At 67.0% G+C, this 13,545-nt stretch carries 13 protein-coding genes; 11 read left to right on the plus strand and 2 right to left on the minus strand.

Annotated features, from left to right (window positions below; translation table 11 throughout):
* Nucleotides 1-6: 6 nt before the first annotated feature.
* Entirely contained in the window at nucleotides 7-777 is a 771-nt protein-coding gene (locus AC4ELH_RS24785) for an alpha/beta fold hydrolase (protein ID WP_498887367.1), read from the plus strand.
* Here the strand turns inward: AC4ELH_RS24785 and AC4ELH_RS24790 are convergent.
* On the minus strand, nucleotides 774-1,334 hold the full coding sequence (locus tag AC4ELH_RS24790) for a TetR/AcrR family transcriptional regulator (RefSeq protein WP_498887369.1): 561 nt from the start codon (nucleotides 1,332-1,334) through the stop codon (nucleotides 774-776). The two genes, AC4ELH_RS24785 and AC4ELH_RS24790, sit on opposite strands and share 4 nt — an antisense overlap.
* Nucleotides 1,335-1,420: 86 nt before the next feature.
* Here AC4ELH_RS24790 and AC4ELH_RS24795 point away from each other — a divergent pair, with 86 nt between their 5' ends.
* The 10 genes from AC4ELH_RS24795 (at nucleotide 1,421) to AC4ELH_RS24840 (ending at nucleotide 12,279) form a co-directional block, all read left to right on the plus strand.
* Nucleotides 1,421-2,251, plus strand: coding sequence for a mycofactocin-coupled SDR family oxidoreductase (locus tag AC4ELH_RS24795; RefSeq protein WP_498887371.1), 831 nt, complete (start codon nucleotides 1,421-1,423; stop codon nucleotides 2,249-2,251).
* Nucleotides 2,251-3,051: a mycofactocin-coupled SDR family oxidoreductase gene (locus AC4ELH_RS24800; protein WP_498887373.1), complete on the plus strand. Its 801-nt coding sequence runs from the start codon at nucleotides 2,251-2,253 to the stop codon at nucleotides 3,049-3,051. Before AC4ELH_RS24795 ends, AC4ELH_RS24800 begins: the two co-directional genes overlap by 1 nt.
* Nucleotides 3,048-3,845, plus strand: coding sequence for a carboxymuconolactone decarboxylase family protein (locus tag AC4ELH_RS24805; RefSeq protein ID WP_064958082.1), 798 nt, complete (start codon nucleotides 3,048-3,050; stop codon nucleotides 3,843-3,845). The genes AC4ELH_RS24800 and AC4ELH_RS24805 overlap by 4 nt, the downstream gene beginning before the upstream one ends.
* The gene (locus AC4ELH_RS24810) at nucleotides 3,842-5,218 is read left to right on the plus strand and encodes an aldehyde dehydrogenase family protein (protein WP_498887374.1); all 1,377 of its coding nucleotides are present in this window, start codon (nucleotides 3,842-3,844) and stop codon (nucleotides 5,216-5,218) included. Before AC4ELH_RS24805 ends, AC4ELH_RS24810 begins: the two co-directional genes overlap by 4 nt.
* Before the next feature lie 12 nt (nucleotides 5,219-5,230).
* Nucleotides 5,231-5,800 carry an ankyrin repeat domain-containing protein gene (locus tag AC4ELH_RS24815; RefSeq protein ID WP_498887375.1) on the plus strand — a complete coding sequence of 190 codons (570 nt, stop codon included), beginning with the start codon at nucleotides 5,231-5,233 and terminating at the stop codon, nucleotides 5,798-5,800.
* A 66-nt stretch (nucleotides 5,801-5,866) separates the two neighbouring features.
* Nucleotides 5,867-6,646 carry a DeoR/GlpR family DNA-binding transcription regulator gene (locus AC4ELH_RS24820; RefSeq protein ID WP_448445548.1) on the plus strand — a complete coding sequence of 260 codons (780 nt, stop codon included), beginning with the start codon at nucleotides 5,867-5,869 and terminating at the stop codon, nucleotides 6,644-6,646.
* An 86-nt stretch (nucleotides 6,647-6,732) separates the two neighbouring features.
* A complete protein-coding gene (locus AC4ELH_RS24825) occupies nucleotides 6,733-8,223 on the plus strand; it encodes an amino acid permease (protein WP_448445546.1) in 1,491 nt (496 codons plus the stop codon).
* Nucleotides 8,220-9,644 carry an FGGY family carbohydrate kinase gene (locus AC4ELH_RS24830; protein ID WP_498887378.1) on the plus strand — a complete coding sequence of 475 codons (1,425 nt, stop codon included), beginning with the start codon at nucleotides 8,220-8,222 and terminating at the stop codon, nucleotides 9,642-9,644. Before AC4ELH_RS24825 ends, AC4ELH_RS24830 begins: the two co-directional genes overlap by 4 nt.
* Nucleotides 9,641-11,044: an NAD(P)/FAD-dependent oxidoreductase gene (locus AC4ELH_RS24835; protein ID WP_498887379.1), complete on the plus strand. Its 1,404-nt coding sequence runs from the start codon at nucleotides 9,641-9,643 to the stop codon at nucleotides 11,042-11,044. Before AC4ELH_RS24830 ends, AC4ELH_RS24835 begins: the two co-directional genes overlap by 4 nt.
* Nucleotides 11,041-12,279: an NAD(P)/FAD-dependent oxidoreductase gene (locus AC4ELH_RS24840; protein WP_498887381.1), complete on the plus strand. Its 1,239-nt coding sequence runs from the start codon at nucleotides 11,041-11,043 to the stop codon at nucleotides 12,277-12,279. The genes AC4ELH_RS24835 and AC4ELH_RS24840 overlap by 4 nt, the downstream gene beginning before the upstream one ends.
* Here AC4ELH_RS24840 and AC4ELH_RS24845 read toward each other — a convergent pair.
* Complete coding sequence (locus AC4ELH_RS24845) at nucleotides 12,260-13,543, minus strand: cytochrome P450 (RefSeq protein ID WP_498887383.1); 1,284 nt, start codon at nucleotides 13,541-13,543, stop codon at nucleotides 12,260-12,262. The genes AC4ELH_RS24840 and AC4ELH_RS24845 overlap by 20 nt on opposite strands.
* Between the last annotated feature and the right edge of the window lie 2 nt (nucleotides 13,544-13,545).

Raw genomic sequence — 13,545 nt, forward strand, 5'->3', positions numbered from 1 at the left:
AGAGGTATGCCATTCATCGAGCACGACCGCGGGCGCGCCTACTACCGGCACTGGGCCACCCCGCAGCCCCGCGCAGCCGTCATCTTTCTGCACGGGTTCGGTGAGCACACCGGGGTCTATCACCGCTACGGCTTCGCACTCAACGCCGCGGGCATCGACCTGTGGGCGGTCGATCAGTTCGGCCACGGACTGACCCCGGGCACCCGAGGGGATTTCGGCACCATCGAGGACAGTTCGGCGCTGGCCGACGCTCTGAGCGCCCTCGCCGAACGCGACACCCCGGGCATACCGCTGGTGGCGCAAGGACATTCGTTCGGCTCGGTGGTCACGCTGTTCCGGCTGCTCGGCGAACCCACTCGCTACCGGGCCGGCATCATCTCCGGTGCGCCGCTGGTGCCGATCCCCGAAATGGTCGACCCGGACACCTCATTGGACCTGGATCCGAAGTGGCTCTCGTCCGATCCGTTCTACCTCGACAGCCTGGAGAACGACCCGCTGGCCTTCGTCGACGCCGACGGCGCCGCGCTCACCCGCGAGCTGGACCGGGCCTGGGATCGGTTCGGCGCGGAACTGCCCGGCCTCACGGTGCCAACCCTGGCCCTGCATGGCTCGGCCGATGTCATCGCTCCGGCCGGCGCGGTCAAGGCCTACGCCGAGCAGATAGAACCCTTGCAGTTCAAGGAGTTTGACGGCGGCCGCCACGACATTCTGAACGAGTCCGTGCACCGCGAGGTGGCCGCGGAGATCGTGGAGTTCATCGGCGCGCAGATCGGCTAACGCCCGGACTCGTACCCCGCGGTGAGCCAGAAGACCGTCCGGTCGAGGCTGGGCAGGATATCGGCGATGGCAATCTCGCCCGCCGTGAAGCGGCCCACCAATCCGAACACCAAGCTCGTCAGGATGTTGTCGAGATCGTGCACGAACTCCTCGTCGACGCCGGACAGGATGGACAGGCCCGCAGGCACCACCGCGTCGAGGCCGCGGCGCACCAGACGATCCCCACCCGGCGCGGCCCGGGCCCGCGAGTACGCCCTGAGCATGTCCGGGTGCTTCTCCCAGGGTTCGAAGATGGTGCGGAACATCCGCATCAGCGCCTCGTACAGCGATTCCCCCGGTGCGCGCGTCTGACCGGCCACTCCCGAATACCGGTTCTCCGCCATCCAGGAATCGAGCGCGGCCAGGATCAGCTCGTCGCGGGTGGAGTAGCGCTTGTAGATCGTGGCGAGCGAGGTCTTGGCCCGGCGCGCCACCTCCCGCAGTTGCACGGCCTCATAACCCTCGGACTCGAGGATCTCCACGACGATGTCGAGGATCCGATCACGCTCATCTGCCACTTCGAGAACACCCTTGCCGCCGGAGAGTAACCACGTTACCGTACCGCTGTAACACGGTTACACCCATTCGAGCGAAGCGAGGATCAATGGGGAATCTGGACGGAAAAGTCGCCTTCATCACCGGGGTAGCCCGAGGCCAGGGGCGCAGTCACGCGGTGACGCTTGCCAAGCAGGGCGCAGCCATCATCGGGGTGGACATCTGCGCGGACATCGCATCCAACCCGTACCCGATGGCCGGCCGCGACGAGCTCGACGAGACCATCGCCCTGGTCGAAGCAGCCGGCGGCAAGATGCTCGGATCGGTCGCCGACGTGCGCGACTTCCACGCCGTCAAGAGCGCACTCGATGCGGGGGTCGAGCAGTTCGGCCGACTGGACATCGTGCTCGCCAATGCCGGCGTCGCCCCGACCGCGTTTCGTGAGGTGACCATCGAAGAAGACCTCGAGATGTGGTCCGATGCGGTCGGCGTCAACCTGGTCGGCTCGTTCCACACCGCCAAGGCCGCCATCCCCCACCTCATCGCAGGCGGACGCGGCGGGTCGATCGTGTTCACCAGTTCCACCGCCGGACTGCGCGGCTTCGGCGGCATGCAGGGCGGCGGCCTGGGCTATGCGGCATCCAAGCACGGCATCGTCGGACTGATGCGTACCCTGTCCAATGCCCTTGCCCCGCACAGCATCCGGGTCAACACCGTGCACCCCACCGCGGTGAACACCATGATGGCGGTCAACCCGGCCATGACGGCGTTCCTGGAGAACTACCCCGATGGCGGTCCGCACCTGCAGAACCCGATGCCGGTCTCACTGCTGGAGCCCGAGGACATCAGCGCGACGATCAGCTACCTGGTTTCCGACGCTGCCAAATACGTCACCGGGGTCACCCTCCCCGTCGACGCCGGCTTCACGAACAAGCTCTGATGGGGCGCGTCACCGGCAAGCGCGTGTTGATCACCGGCGCAGCACGCGGTATGGGCCGAAGCCACGCAGTACGTCTGGCCGAAGAGGGCGCCGACGTGATCCTCGTCGACATCTGTGAGTCGTTGCCAGAGGTGGAGTATCCACTGGCAACGCGCGCTGACCTGGACGAAACCGCCCGCCTCGTCGCCGAATTCGGCCGTCAGGCATTGACCTATGTGGCCGACGTGCGCGACGGCGAGGCATTGAGCGCCGCAGTCGCCGACGGCGTCGAGAAGCTGGGCGGCCTGGACGCCTCGGTCGCCAACGCCGGCGTCCTGACCGCGGGCACCTGGGACACCACCACCGCCGAACAATGGCGCACCGTCGTGGACGTCAACCTGATCGGCACCTGGAACACCTGCTCGGCCGCGCTGCCGCATCTGGTGGAACGCGGCGGCAGTCTGATCAACGTCAGTTCGGTGGCCGGGATCAAGGGATCACCGCTGCACACGCCCTACACCGCGTCCAAACACGGGGTGGTCGGCATGAGCCGCGCGCTGGCCAATGAGCTTGCCGCGGTGAATGTCCGGGTCAACACCGTGCATCCGACCGGCGTCGCCACCGGGCTGCGACCCGACACCCTGCACACCCTGATCCACGAGACCCGTCAAGACCTTGGGCCGATCTTCCAGAACGCGCTGCCGATCCAGATGACCGACGCACTCGACATCAGCAATGCGGTGCTGTTCCTCATCTCCGACGAAGCCCGGCACGTCACCGGACTGGAGTTCAAGGTCGACGCCGGGGCGACGATCCGATGACCGCCGCCGATACCCGGGCCGAGCGGGGCAGGCGCGAGTTCGCCGAGGTGATGACTTTCGCGGCTCCGTCAGACAGCAGCCCGGCAACCGCCAATCTCATCGACTTCGTGTTCGCCGAGGTGTGGCCGCGCACCGCGCTGAGCCGCCGGGACCGGCGGTTCGTCACGCTGCCGTGCGTCGCGGCAGCCGACGCCGAAGGGCCGTTGCGCGACCACGTGTACGCCGCGCTCAACAGCGGTGACCTGTCAATCGTCGAGATGCGGGAGACCGTCCTGCATTTCGCGGTGTACGCCGGGTGGCCCAAGGCCTCGCGGTTCAACATCATGGTCGACGAGCAGTGGGACCGGATCCACCGTGAACGGGGGCTGACCCCGCCCGCACCCGAACCGCTGCTGCCGCTACCGACACCGAGCGATCCGGAGGAACGGCTGGTCTGCGGCGAGCAGTCCTTCCGGGACATCAACTGCATCCCGTTCGCCCCGACCCGGGACAACCCGTACTCCGGCGCAGGCATCCTCAACTTCGTCTTCGGAGAGATGTGGCTGCGGCCCGGACTCGGCATGAAGGAACGACGCCTGGTGACGGTGGCCTGCGTGGCCTTTCAGGATGCGCCGCTGCCGATCCTCAGCCACGTCTACGCCGCACTCAAGAGCCGCGACGTCTCCTTCGAGGAAATGGACGAACTGGCACTGCATTTCGCGGCCTACTACGGATGGCCCAAGGCATCGAACCTCAACCAGGTGATCCGAGATCAGCAGCAACGTGTTCTTGAGGAAGAGAACGCCGAGGCATGAAGTTCGAGCACATCTACCCGGCGACCGGCCGGCCGAACGGAACCGTGGACCTGGCCGGAACCGCCGAGATAGACGAAGCGGTAGCGGCCGCGGCAAGGGCACAGCGGGAATGGGTCTCACTGACCGTCGACCGGCGCCGCGACCTGCTGATCGACCTGGCCGACGTGGTGCACGACCACCTCGACGAGCTCGCGAAGCTCAACGTGGCCGACTATGGGGTGCCGATCTCGTTCGCAGGCACCGCAATGCTTCTGGAGCGGTTCCTGCGACATTTCGCGGGCTATGCCGACAAGCCGCACGGGGTGACGACACCGGTCAACGGATCGTTCGACATCAACCTCGTCGAGCGTGAGCCCTATGGCGTCGTCGGTGTCATCACCCCGTGGAACGGCTCTCTGGTCGTCACCGGATCGTGCGTCGCTCCGGCGCTGGCCGCCGGCAATGCCGTCGTCCTCAAACCATCCGAGCTCGCCCCGTTCGCGGCACTGCGCTTCGGCGAGCTCTGTCTGGAGGCCGGACTGCCCGAGGGGCTGGTGACCGTCGTACCGGCCGACGCCGAGGGCGGCGACGCGTTGGTACGTCATCCCGGCATCGGCAAGATCGCCTTCACCGGTGGCGGTGGTACGGCGCGCAAGGTATTGCAGGCCGCCGCAACCAATCTCACTCCGGTGGTCACCGAACTGGGCGGAAAATCCGCCAACCTCATCTTCGCCGATGCCGACCTCGATCTGGCCGCATCGCTGTCGGCCCACCAGGGCCCGCTCATGCAATCAGGACAGAGCTGCGCATGCGCGAGCCGGATACTGGTCCACGACGCGGTCTACGACGAGTTCCTGGAGAAGTTCCTCGGCGTCATCGGCACGGCCAACATCGGCGACCCGATGGACCCCGCGACCACGTTCGGACCGGTGATCAGTCAGGCCGCCGCCGACCGGATCCTGACGGCCGTCGATACCGCGGTAACCGGCGGTGCGGGTGAGTTGCTGGTGGGCGGCAAGCCGATAGACAGCGAGGGCTACTACGTCGAACCGACGGTGTTCGGCGATGTGGACAACTCCTCGGAACTCGCGCAACTGGAGACCTTCGGACCCGTCGTCTCGGTGATGCGGTTCCGCGAGGAGGACGAGGCCGTGCGGATCGCCAACGACACCCCCTATGGCCTGAACGCCTTCGTCCAGACGACCGATCTCAACCGGGCCCATCGGGTGGCCCGCCGGCTGGAATCCGGATCGGTGTGGATCAACCAGTTCAGCGACATCTCACCCCAGGGCCCGTACGGCGGTTACAAGCAGAGCGGCTCGGGGCGGACCGGCGGCATCGAGGGCCTGAACGAGTTTCAGCAAGTAAAGAACATCCGGATCGCCGTGCGTTGATACGGTTTTTCGGTGAAGTTCAGGTTCACTCCTGGCCGCCGAAACGACCGCAGAGTGGTGCCCCGCGATGATCCCGTCGGTACCGATCGTGCGGGCCGCACGGCACTGCACTACGCCGTCACCAACGACCCGGTTGGTCTCAACTACACGGCCGCCCTCAAAGACCCGCAGCTCGCGGCCGAGAACTTCCGGATCGGCAACCAGTTTCGGATCGAGAACACCACGCGACTGCTCGCGTTGGGTGCTGACGTCAACGCCGTCGAAAACGTCGGGATGACGCCGCTGCACTTCGCCGCCCAGAGCGACAGCGTCGACATCGTGAGGATCCTGCTCGAGGCAAACGCGGACGTGAACGCCGTCGCCGAAGACGGTTGCACGCCGCTCTATCGGGCCGTGCGCAATACGACCGGGAAACGGGCCGACATCGTGGCGGTGCTGATGGCCGCCGGAGCCGACCCCACGATCGACGACGGCAACGGGCCCGCGGTGCTGAGGTTCATCGCGCGCGTCGGCGATACCCAGCTGCGCGACATCATGGCCGGGTACGGGCACACGGTGGACGGATTTCCCGGCTCCGGTTGACGTGGGCCACACCACACCCCACAATAACCGTCATGTTCGGTCAGAAATCCACATCGACGGTCAACCGTGCTGCCGGTTGAGCGCCATGAGGCGATCGTCGAGGCGGTAGGCACCGCCCAGGCCATCAGCACCGACGAGCTGGTCCGCCGCCTCGGGGTTTCGGCTGAGACCGTCCGCCGCGACCTGGCATTTCTCGAAGAACGCGGGGCACTGCGCCGGGTACACGGGGGCGCAGCCGCGGTCGCCGACCACCGCCCCATCGAGCCCTCATATTCCGAGCGCACGACGATTCGCCACCAAGCCAAGGCCCAGCTGGCCCGGGTCGCCGCGGGGCTGCTCGAAAACGGTCAGACGGTGATCATCGACATCGGGACCACAGCCGTCGCCGTCGCCCAGGCGATCCCGCGCGCGTTCACCGGCACGGTGATCACCCCGTCGCTGCCGGTCGCGGTGGAACTCGCCGACCGCTCGGGAATCGAGCTGCTGCTGGCCGGCGGACGGGTCCGGGCCGGCGACCTGGCCTGCTCGAATGCCCACACGAAGTCCTTCTTCACCGACGTCTACGCCGACATCGCCCTGCTCGGGTCCGGTGGGGTGGACGCGGTAGCCGGGCTCACCGATTTCCATCTCGACGAGATCGACGTGCGCCGCACGATCATCGCCAACAGCGCCCGCAGCTACATCCTGGCCGACTCGTCCAAGCTCGGGCAGGTGGCGCCGTACCGCGTGTGCGATCTCAGCGCCGTCAACGGACTGATCACCGACCAGAACACCGACCCGGCCGTGGCCGCGGCACTCGAAGAGACGGGAGGTGTGGTCATGCCGGCGCGGCCGGCAAGCGCCTGAAACGGGTGCGGGCGACGTTGCAGCGTCGCCCGCGGACCGAGCAATTCCTTCGCGAAACAGTCGATTTCCCTCAGAAAGCTCGATCAATGACAAATTCTTCCACATCGCCGTACGGCTACACCGAGACACTGGAACGCGGCACCGGTAAATTCGCCTCGTTCGCTGTGGCCTTCGCCTTCGTCTCGATCGCCACCGGCATCTTCACCACCTACGGCAGCGTGCTCAACAGCTCCGGCCCCATGGGGATCTGGACCTGGCCCATTGTGATCGTCGGCCAGGTCGCGGTAGCCCTGCTGCTCGGCTCGCTGGCCGCCCGGATCCCGGTGACCGGCTACGCCTATCAGTGGGTGTCGCGGCTGGCGAACCCGATTCTCGGCTGGATCACCGGCTGGATCTCGTTCACGTTCCTGGCGATCGTGGTGGTCGCGGTCGATTACACCGTGGCCGCCACCGTGGTACCCGCACTATTCGACTTCACCGGAACCCCCATAACGTCGTTCGAGATCACCGCCGCCGTCCTGTTCCTGCAGGCATTGTTGGTCGGGCTGTCGACCAAATGGACCGAGCGGGTCAACAACTTTGCCGTGACCGCGGAACTGATCGGCATGGTGGCGCTGGTGGTGCTGCTGTTCATCGTCGGCGTGATCGCACACAAGCTCTCCGTCGGCAACCTGTTCTCCCGCGGCGACGTCCCCGCCGAGGGGTACTGGAGCTTCGGCACCGCCACCTCGGTGGGCCCGTGGATGCTCGGTTTCCTGCTCGGCGCCTTCACCATCGTCGGCTTCGAATCCGCCGCCAATCTGGCCGAAGAAACCAAGAAGCCCGAAATCGTTGTGCCACGCGCCATGTGGCAGGCGGTGCTGGCCTCAGGCGTGTTGGGCTTCTTGTTCCTGCTGGTGGTCACCGCCGCCGTCAACGATCCGACCACGCTGGCCCAGTCGGGCACCCCGATCGCCGACGTGATCCGCGACATCCTCGGCTCCTTCGTCGGCACCGCACTGCTCGTGCTGGTGGCGATCGCGATCTTCGCCTGCGGCCTGGTGATCCTGATGAGCGGCGTGCGTCTGGTCTGGGCGATGTCACGTGATCAGCGCTTCCCGGGTTGGCAGCTGCTGCACAAGGTTTCACCGCGGTTCCGTACCCCGGCCAACGCCACCGTGTTCATGGCGGCCACCTCGGCGGTGATCCTCGGCATCTTCTCCACGAGCACCGACGCCTTGTTCAAATTGTTCTCCGCGGCCACCCTGCTGCCCGCATCCATCTACGCCATCACCATCGCGCTCTACATCGCGACCCGCAAGAAGCTGCCCGCGAGTGCGGGATTCAGCCTGGGACGCTGGGAGGTTCCGGTTCTCGTGGTGGCTGTGGTGTGGCTGGTGTTCGAGCTCTCGTTGTTCCGCGACGCGTCGTTCAAAGATCCGTGGCTGTACGTCCTGGCCATGGTCGCGATCGGTGCGGTCTACCTCGGGTACCTGCTGGTCACCCGCGGCAAGGAAGGTCTCAAGATGCCCGAGCTGGCCTCGATCGACGCCGAATTGGACGAGGTCGCCGGCGCAGTCGAGGAACCCGTGAAATGACCGTTCTGGCCATCGACCAAGGCACCTCGGGGACCAAGGCGATCGTCGTCGACCCCGAACAGGGTGTGGTCGGCTTGGCCGAGGTGCCGGTACACCCGCGTTACCTCGACGGCGGCGGCGTCGAGCAGGATCCGGCTGAACTGCTGCAGTCCGTGCTCGGCGCCGGTCGCGCCGCCCTCGAGCAGGCCGGCCGGCCAGTTCACGCGGTGTCTCTGGCGAATCAGGGCGAGACCGTGCTGGTCTGGGATCCCGATACCGGCCGCCCGCTCAGCCCGGCCATCGTGTGGCAGGACCGGCGCGCCGAATCCCTGTGCGCGGACCTCGCCGGGCAAGCCGACATGATCGCCACGCGAACCGGATTGGTGCTCGACCCGTACTTCTCGGCACCGAAGATGGCCTGGCTGCGCCGCAATGTCGAGTCCACCGGCGTCGTGACGACCTCGGATACCTGGCTGCTGCACCAGCTCACCGGCGAGTTCGTCACCGATGCCACGACGGCCAGCCGCTCGGCCGCCGTGGACCTCGGTGCTCAGGACTGGAGTCCCGATCTGCTGGCGCTGTTCGGCCTGGACGGCGAACGTCTGCCCCGGATCGCAGCGAATGACGAGATCGTCGGCACCACATCGGCTTTCGGTTCGGACACCCCGGTCGGTGGGATCGTGGTGGACCAGCAGGCCGCACTGCTGGCCGAGGCGTGCCTCGAATCCGGCATGGCCAAATGCACGTTCGGTACGGGTGCCTTCCTGCTGTCGAACACCGGGACCACCCCGGTGCGTTCGACCACGGGCCTGACGTCGTCGGTGGCCTGGCGGGTCGGTGGCGTCGACTCGTTCTGCATCGACGGCCAGGTCTACACCGCGGCGTCGGCCGTCAAATGGCTGACCTCGCTCGGTGTGATCAGCGGCGCCGCCGAGATGGACGCCGTCGCAGAATCCGACAACGGAGGCGTGCTGTGCGTTCCCGCGCTGGCCGGGCTGGCTGCGCCGTGGTGGAAATCGCAAGCCACCGCGACGATCTCGGGGATGACCCTGTCAACCGGGCGCGGACACATCGTGCTGGCGGTTCTACAGGGCATCGCCGCACAGGTCGCCGAGCTGGTCGCGGCGATCGATGCCGATGCGCCGCCACTGACCCGGCTGCGGGCCGACGGCGGGCTCACCCAGTCCACTGTGCTGATGCAGGTCTGCGCCGACATCCTGCAGGTGCCCGTCGACGTCTATCCCTCGGCGCACGCCACCGCCCTTGGCGCGGCCGCGCTGGCCCGACTCAGCCTGGCACCTGAGAAGTCGGTGGCCGACGTCGTCACCGACTGGACCCCGTCGGCGACTTACGAGCCCCGCTGGAGCGCGGCACGTGCCGCCGAATTCCGCTCGGCCTGGCGCGAACTCGCCGAGACCACGTACCACCAGGAGATTTCATGAACACCCCGAGTGGACCCGACGTATTCGACGTCGTGGTCATCGGAGCCGGAATCGTCGGCTCGGCCATTGCGCGTGAGCTGTCGGGACACCAGCTGTCCGTTGCCCTGCTCGAAGCCCGCGACGATGTCGGCGACGGCACCAGCAAGGCCAACACAGCGATCCTGCACACTGGGTTCGACGCCAAACCCGGAACGCTGGAATCCACCATGGTCAGCCGCGGTTACGAGCTGCTGTCCGAGTATGCGAGCCGCACCGGTATCCCCGTCGAGCACACCGGGGCCATCCTGGTGGCCTGGGACGACGAACAGCTCGATGCCCTACCGGGTTTGAAGGAGAAAGCCGCAGCCAACGGGTATCACCGGTGCGAGATCGTGGATTCCGCGGCCGTCTACGCCGCGGTCCCCGCTCTGGGGCCAGGCGCACTCGGCGGGCTCACCGTGCCCGACGAATCCATCATCTGCACCTGGACGGTGAACCTCGCGCTGGCCACCGATGCCGTCAACCGGGGCACCACCCTGCTGACCGATCACCGCGTGGAACGCGTCGAGGTTGGTGACGGGGTCACCACTCTGCACACCTCCGCCGGCGCTGTGCGCACACGGTGGGTGGTCAACGCGGCCGGCCTGGGAGCCGATGTCATCGACAACCTGTTCGGCTTCTCGCGATTCACCGTGACCCCGCGCCGCGGCGAGCTGATCGTCTACGACAAGCTGGCGCGACCGCTCGTCGACAAGATCGTGCTGCCGGTGCCGACCTCACGCGGCAAGGGAGTTCTGGTCAGCCCCACCATCTATGGCAACGTCATGCTCGGCCCCACCTCGGAGGACCTCACCGACCGCACTGCCACCGGGACCTCGGAGAGTGGATTCGAGTTCCTCCTGGAAAAGGGCCGCGCGTTGATGCCCCGGCTCCTCGACGAAGAGGTCACCGCGACCTATGCCGGGCTTCGGGCCGCGATCGACCACGGCGACTACCTGATCGAGGCGGATCCGGCGCAGCATTACCTGCTGGTCGGCGGCATCCGGTCCACCGGCCTCACTGCGGGCATGGCCATCGCCGAACACGCCCGCGCTCAACTGGTCTCGGTCGGCCTAGAGCTGGTACCCGCAGACGAACTGCCCGATCCGCCACAGATGCCCAACCTCGGCGAGGCGTTCCCCCGCCCCTATCAGCAGGCTGAGAAGATCGCCGCCGATCCTGCCTATGGCCGGATCGTGTGCTTCTGCGAACGCGTCACCGAGGGCGAACTGCGCGACGCCTGCCATTCCGTCATCCCACCCGCAGCCCTGGAAGGCCTGCGCCGCCGCACCCGCGTGATGAACGGTCGCTGCCAGGCATTCTTCTGCGGCGCCGAGGTGCAGTCGGTATTCGAGCGGGAATCTCAGGAGAACAAACAGTGAGCACCTACGACGTCGCGATCATCGGCGGAGGACCGGCGGGTCTGACCGCCGCGGCTGAGCTGGCGAATAGCCCGGGCCTGAATGTGGTTGTGCTGGAACGTGAGTCCGAGGCAGGCGGCATTCCCCGCCACAGTGACCACCCGGGTTACGGCATCCGCGATATGAAGACCTTCATCAGCGGGCCGGCATACGCCCGCCGCCTGGTTCGTGAGGCCACGGCGGCCGGGGCCGAGATTCGCACGGCCACCATGGTCACCGGCTGGGCCGGCGAGAGGTCCCTGGAGCTCACCTCGCCCGCCGGGCGCGAACAACTCGACGCCCGCGCGATTGTCCTGGCAACCGGTGCTCGCGAGCGGGCCCGCCCGGCGCGGCTGATCCCCGGCGACCGGCCCGGCGGCATCTACACCACCGGACAGTTGCAGAACACCGTGCACCTGCAGCACCGAAGCGTGGGCAAGCGCGCCGTCATCGTCGGAGCCGAACTGGTCAGCTACTCGGCGGTGCTCACCCTCAAGCACGCCGGCTGCGAAACCGCGCTGATGACAAGCGAATACCCGTCGCCCGAGTCGTATGCGGTCTTCAACCTCGCGGGCCGCACCCCGCTGATGGACGTCGAGGTCGCCACGACCACCCGGGTGGTCCGAATCATCGGAAAGGGTGTTGTCGTGGGGGTCGAGATCGAGAACACCCGCACCGGGCAACGCCGCATCGTGGCCTGCGACACCGTGGTGTTCACCGGTGACTGGATTCCCGACCACGAGTTGGCCCGCGCCGCGGGGCTCAACATCGACCCGAAAAGCCTGGGGCCCGTGGTCGACACCGCGCTGCGGACCAGCCGGGAAGGGGTGTTCGCGATCGGCAACCTGCTGCACCCGGTGGACACCGCCGACATCGCCGCGCTCGACGGCCGCCATGTGGCCGCCCAGGTGCGTCGCTACCTGGGCGGCGCGGTCACGCCCGGCGACGGGATCCGCATCGAGGCTGCGACCCCGCTGCGCTGGGTGGCACCGGGCTTGCTGCGGCCCGGCGACCCCGCCCCAGCGCGGCAGCGCCTGCTGTTGTGGACCGACTCCTTGGTGCGCATACCGAAAGTGGTTGCGCGCCAGGACGGCACGGTCATCGGCCGGAAGACCCTGCCCTGGCCGGCCTCACCCGGCCGGGTGTTCCGGGTGCCGTCGAGCATCCTCGACAAGGCCGATCACCGCGGCGGGACGGTCACCCTTTCACTGGGGTGAACGTGATGTTCAGTTCGGTGAGACCCCGGAGCAAGAACGTCGGCTCGTAGTTGTAATTCCGCTGCCCGGCCGGGCCGTGCACGGATTCGTCAATGCTGATGTCCCGCATACGATCCAACAAGCGGCGCACGGTGATCTGCCCCTCGACGCGGGCCAGCGGTGCCCCTGCGCAGGTGTGGATGCCGCGGCCGAAGGCGATGTGTTCGCGGACGTTCTTCCGGTCCGGACGGAATTCGTGAGGATCGTCGAACTTGCGAGGATCGCGGTTGGCCGCGCCGAGGCACAGCATCACGATGCTGCCGGCCTTCAGATGCACTCCGCCGAGCGTGGTGGTCTTGCGGACCAGCCGGAAGTCTACCTTCGTCGGTGCGTGCATCCGCAGCGCTTCCTCGATGAAAGTCGGGATACCGTCCGGATTCTCGCGCAGTGTCCGCTGATACTCCGGGTAGTCCCCCAGGGTCTGCACGGCGGCGGTGAGCAGCTTGGTGACGGTCTCCTGCCCGGCGGCGAACAGGAAGGTGGCCGGCTTGACAACCTCCAGCAGTTCCGGCGTCGAGCCGTCGGGATAGGTGGCGGTGGCCATGCCGGAGAGCACGTCGCCACGCGGCTCGCGCCGGCGCTCGGCGAGGTATCCGGCGAACTTGTCGTCAAGGTACTGCAGCGGATCGAGACCCACCGGCTCACCGTCCAGCGCGCCGACCCGATTGCCCTCCGGCCGCTCGGCGCCCAGTGCGGCAAGGAATTCCGGGCGGTCCTCCTCGGGAACACCCAACAGATCGATGATCGCCGAGGTGGCGAAGGGCTTGGCGTACTCCGACAGGAACTCGCACTTGCCGTTGTCGATGAACTGGTCGAGCTGGTGATCGACCAGCTGCCACATGTAGTCCTCGTTTTCCTTGAGACGACGAGGCGTGAGCAGTTTGCTCAGCAGCGATCGGGCCCGCTCATGCTGCGGCGGGTCCATCACCACCATGTGCTCATGGATCGGGAACAGATGGCGGTGCGCCTCGATCTGCTCGCTGATGTCGTCGCCCTCGGGCTCGAAGGGCAGCGGCGGGAACAGCCCGCCGATCGCGTTCACGGCCGAGAACGACGCATGGTCCTTGAAGGCCGCCATGACTTCCTGGTAGCCGGTCACCGCCACGACACCGTGATGCGGTTCGGCAAACACCGGCCCGTTGCTGCGCAGATATTCGTAGTACTCGTACGGGTCCTGGGCGACGGCCGGGTCGGCGAAATAGTCGACTGAGGCGAGATCGGTCATGG

The organism is Mycobacterium shunyiense (genome assembly GCF_058270075.1).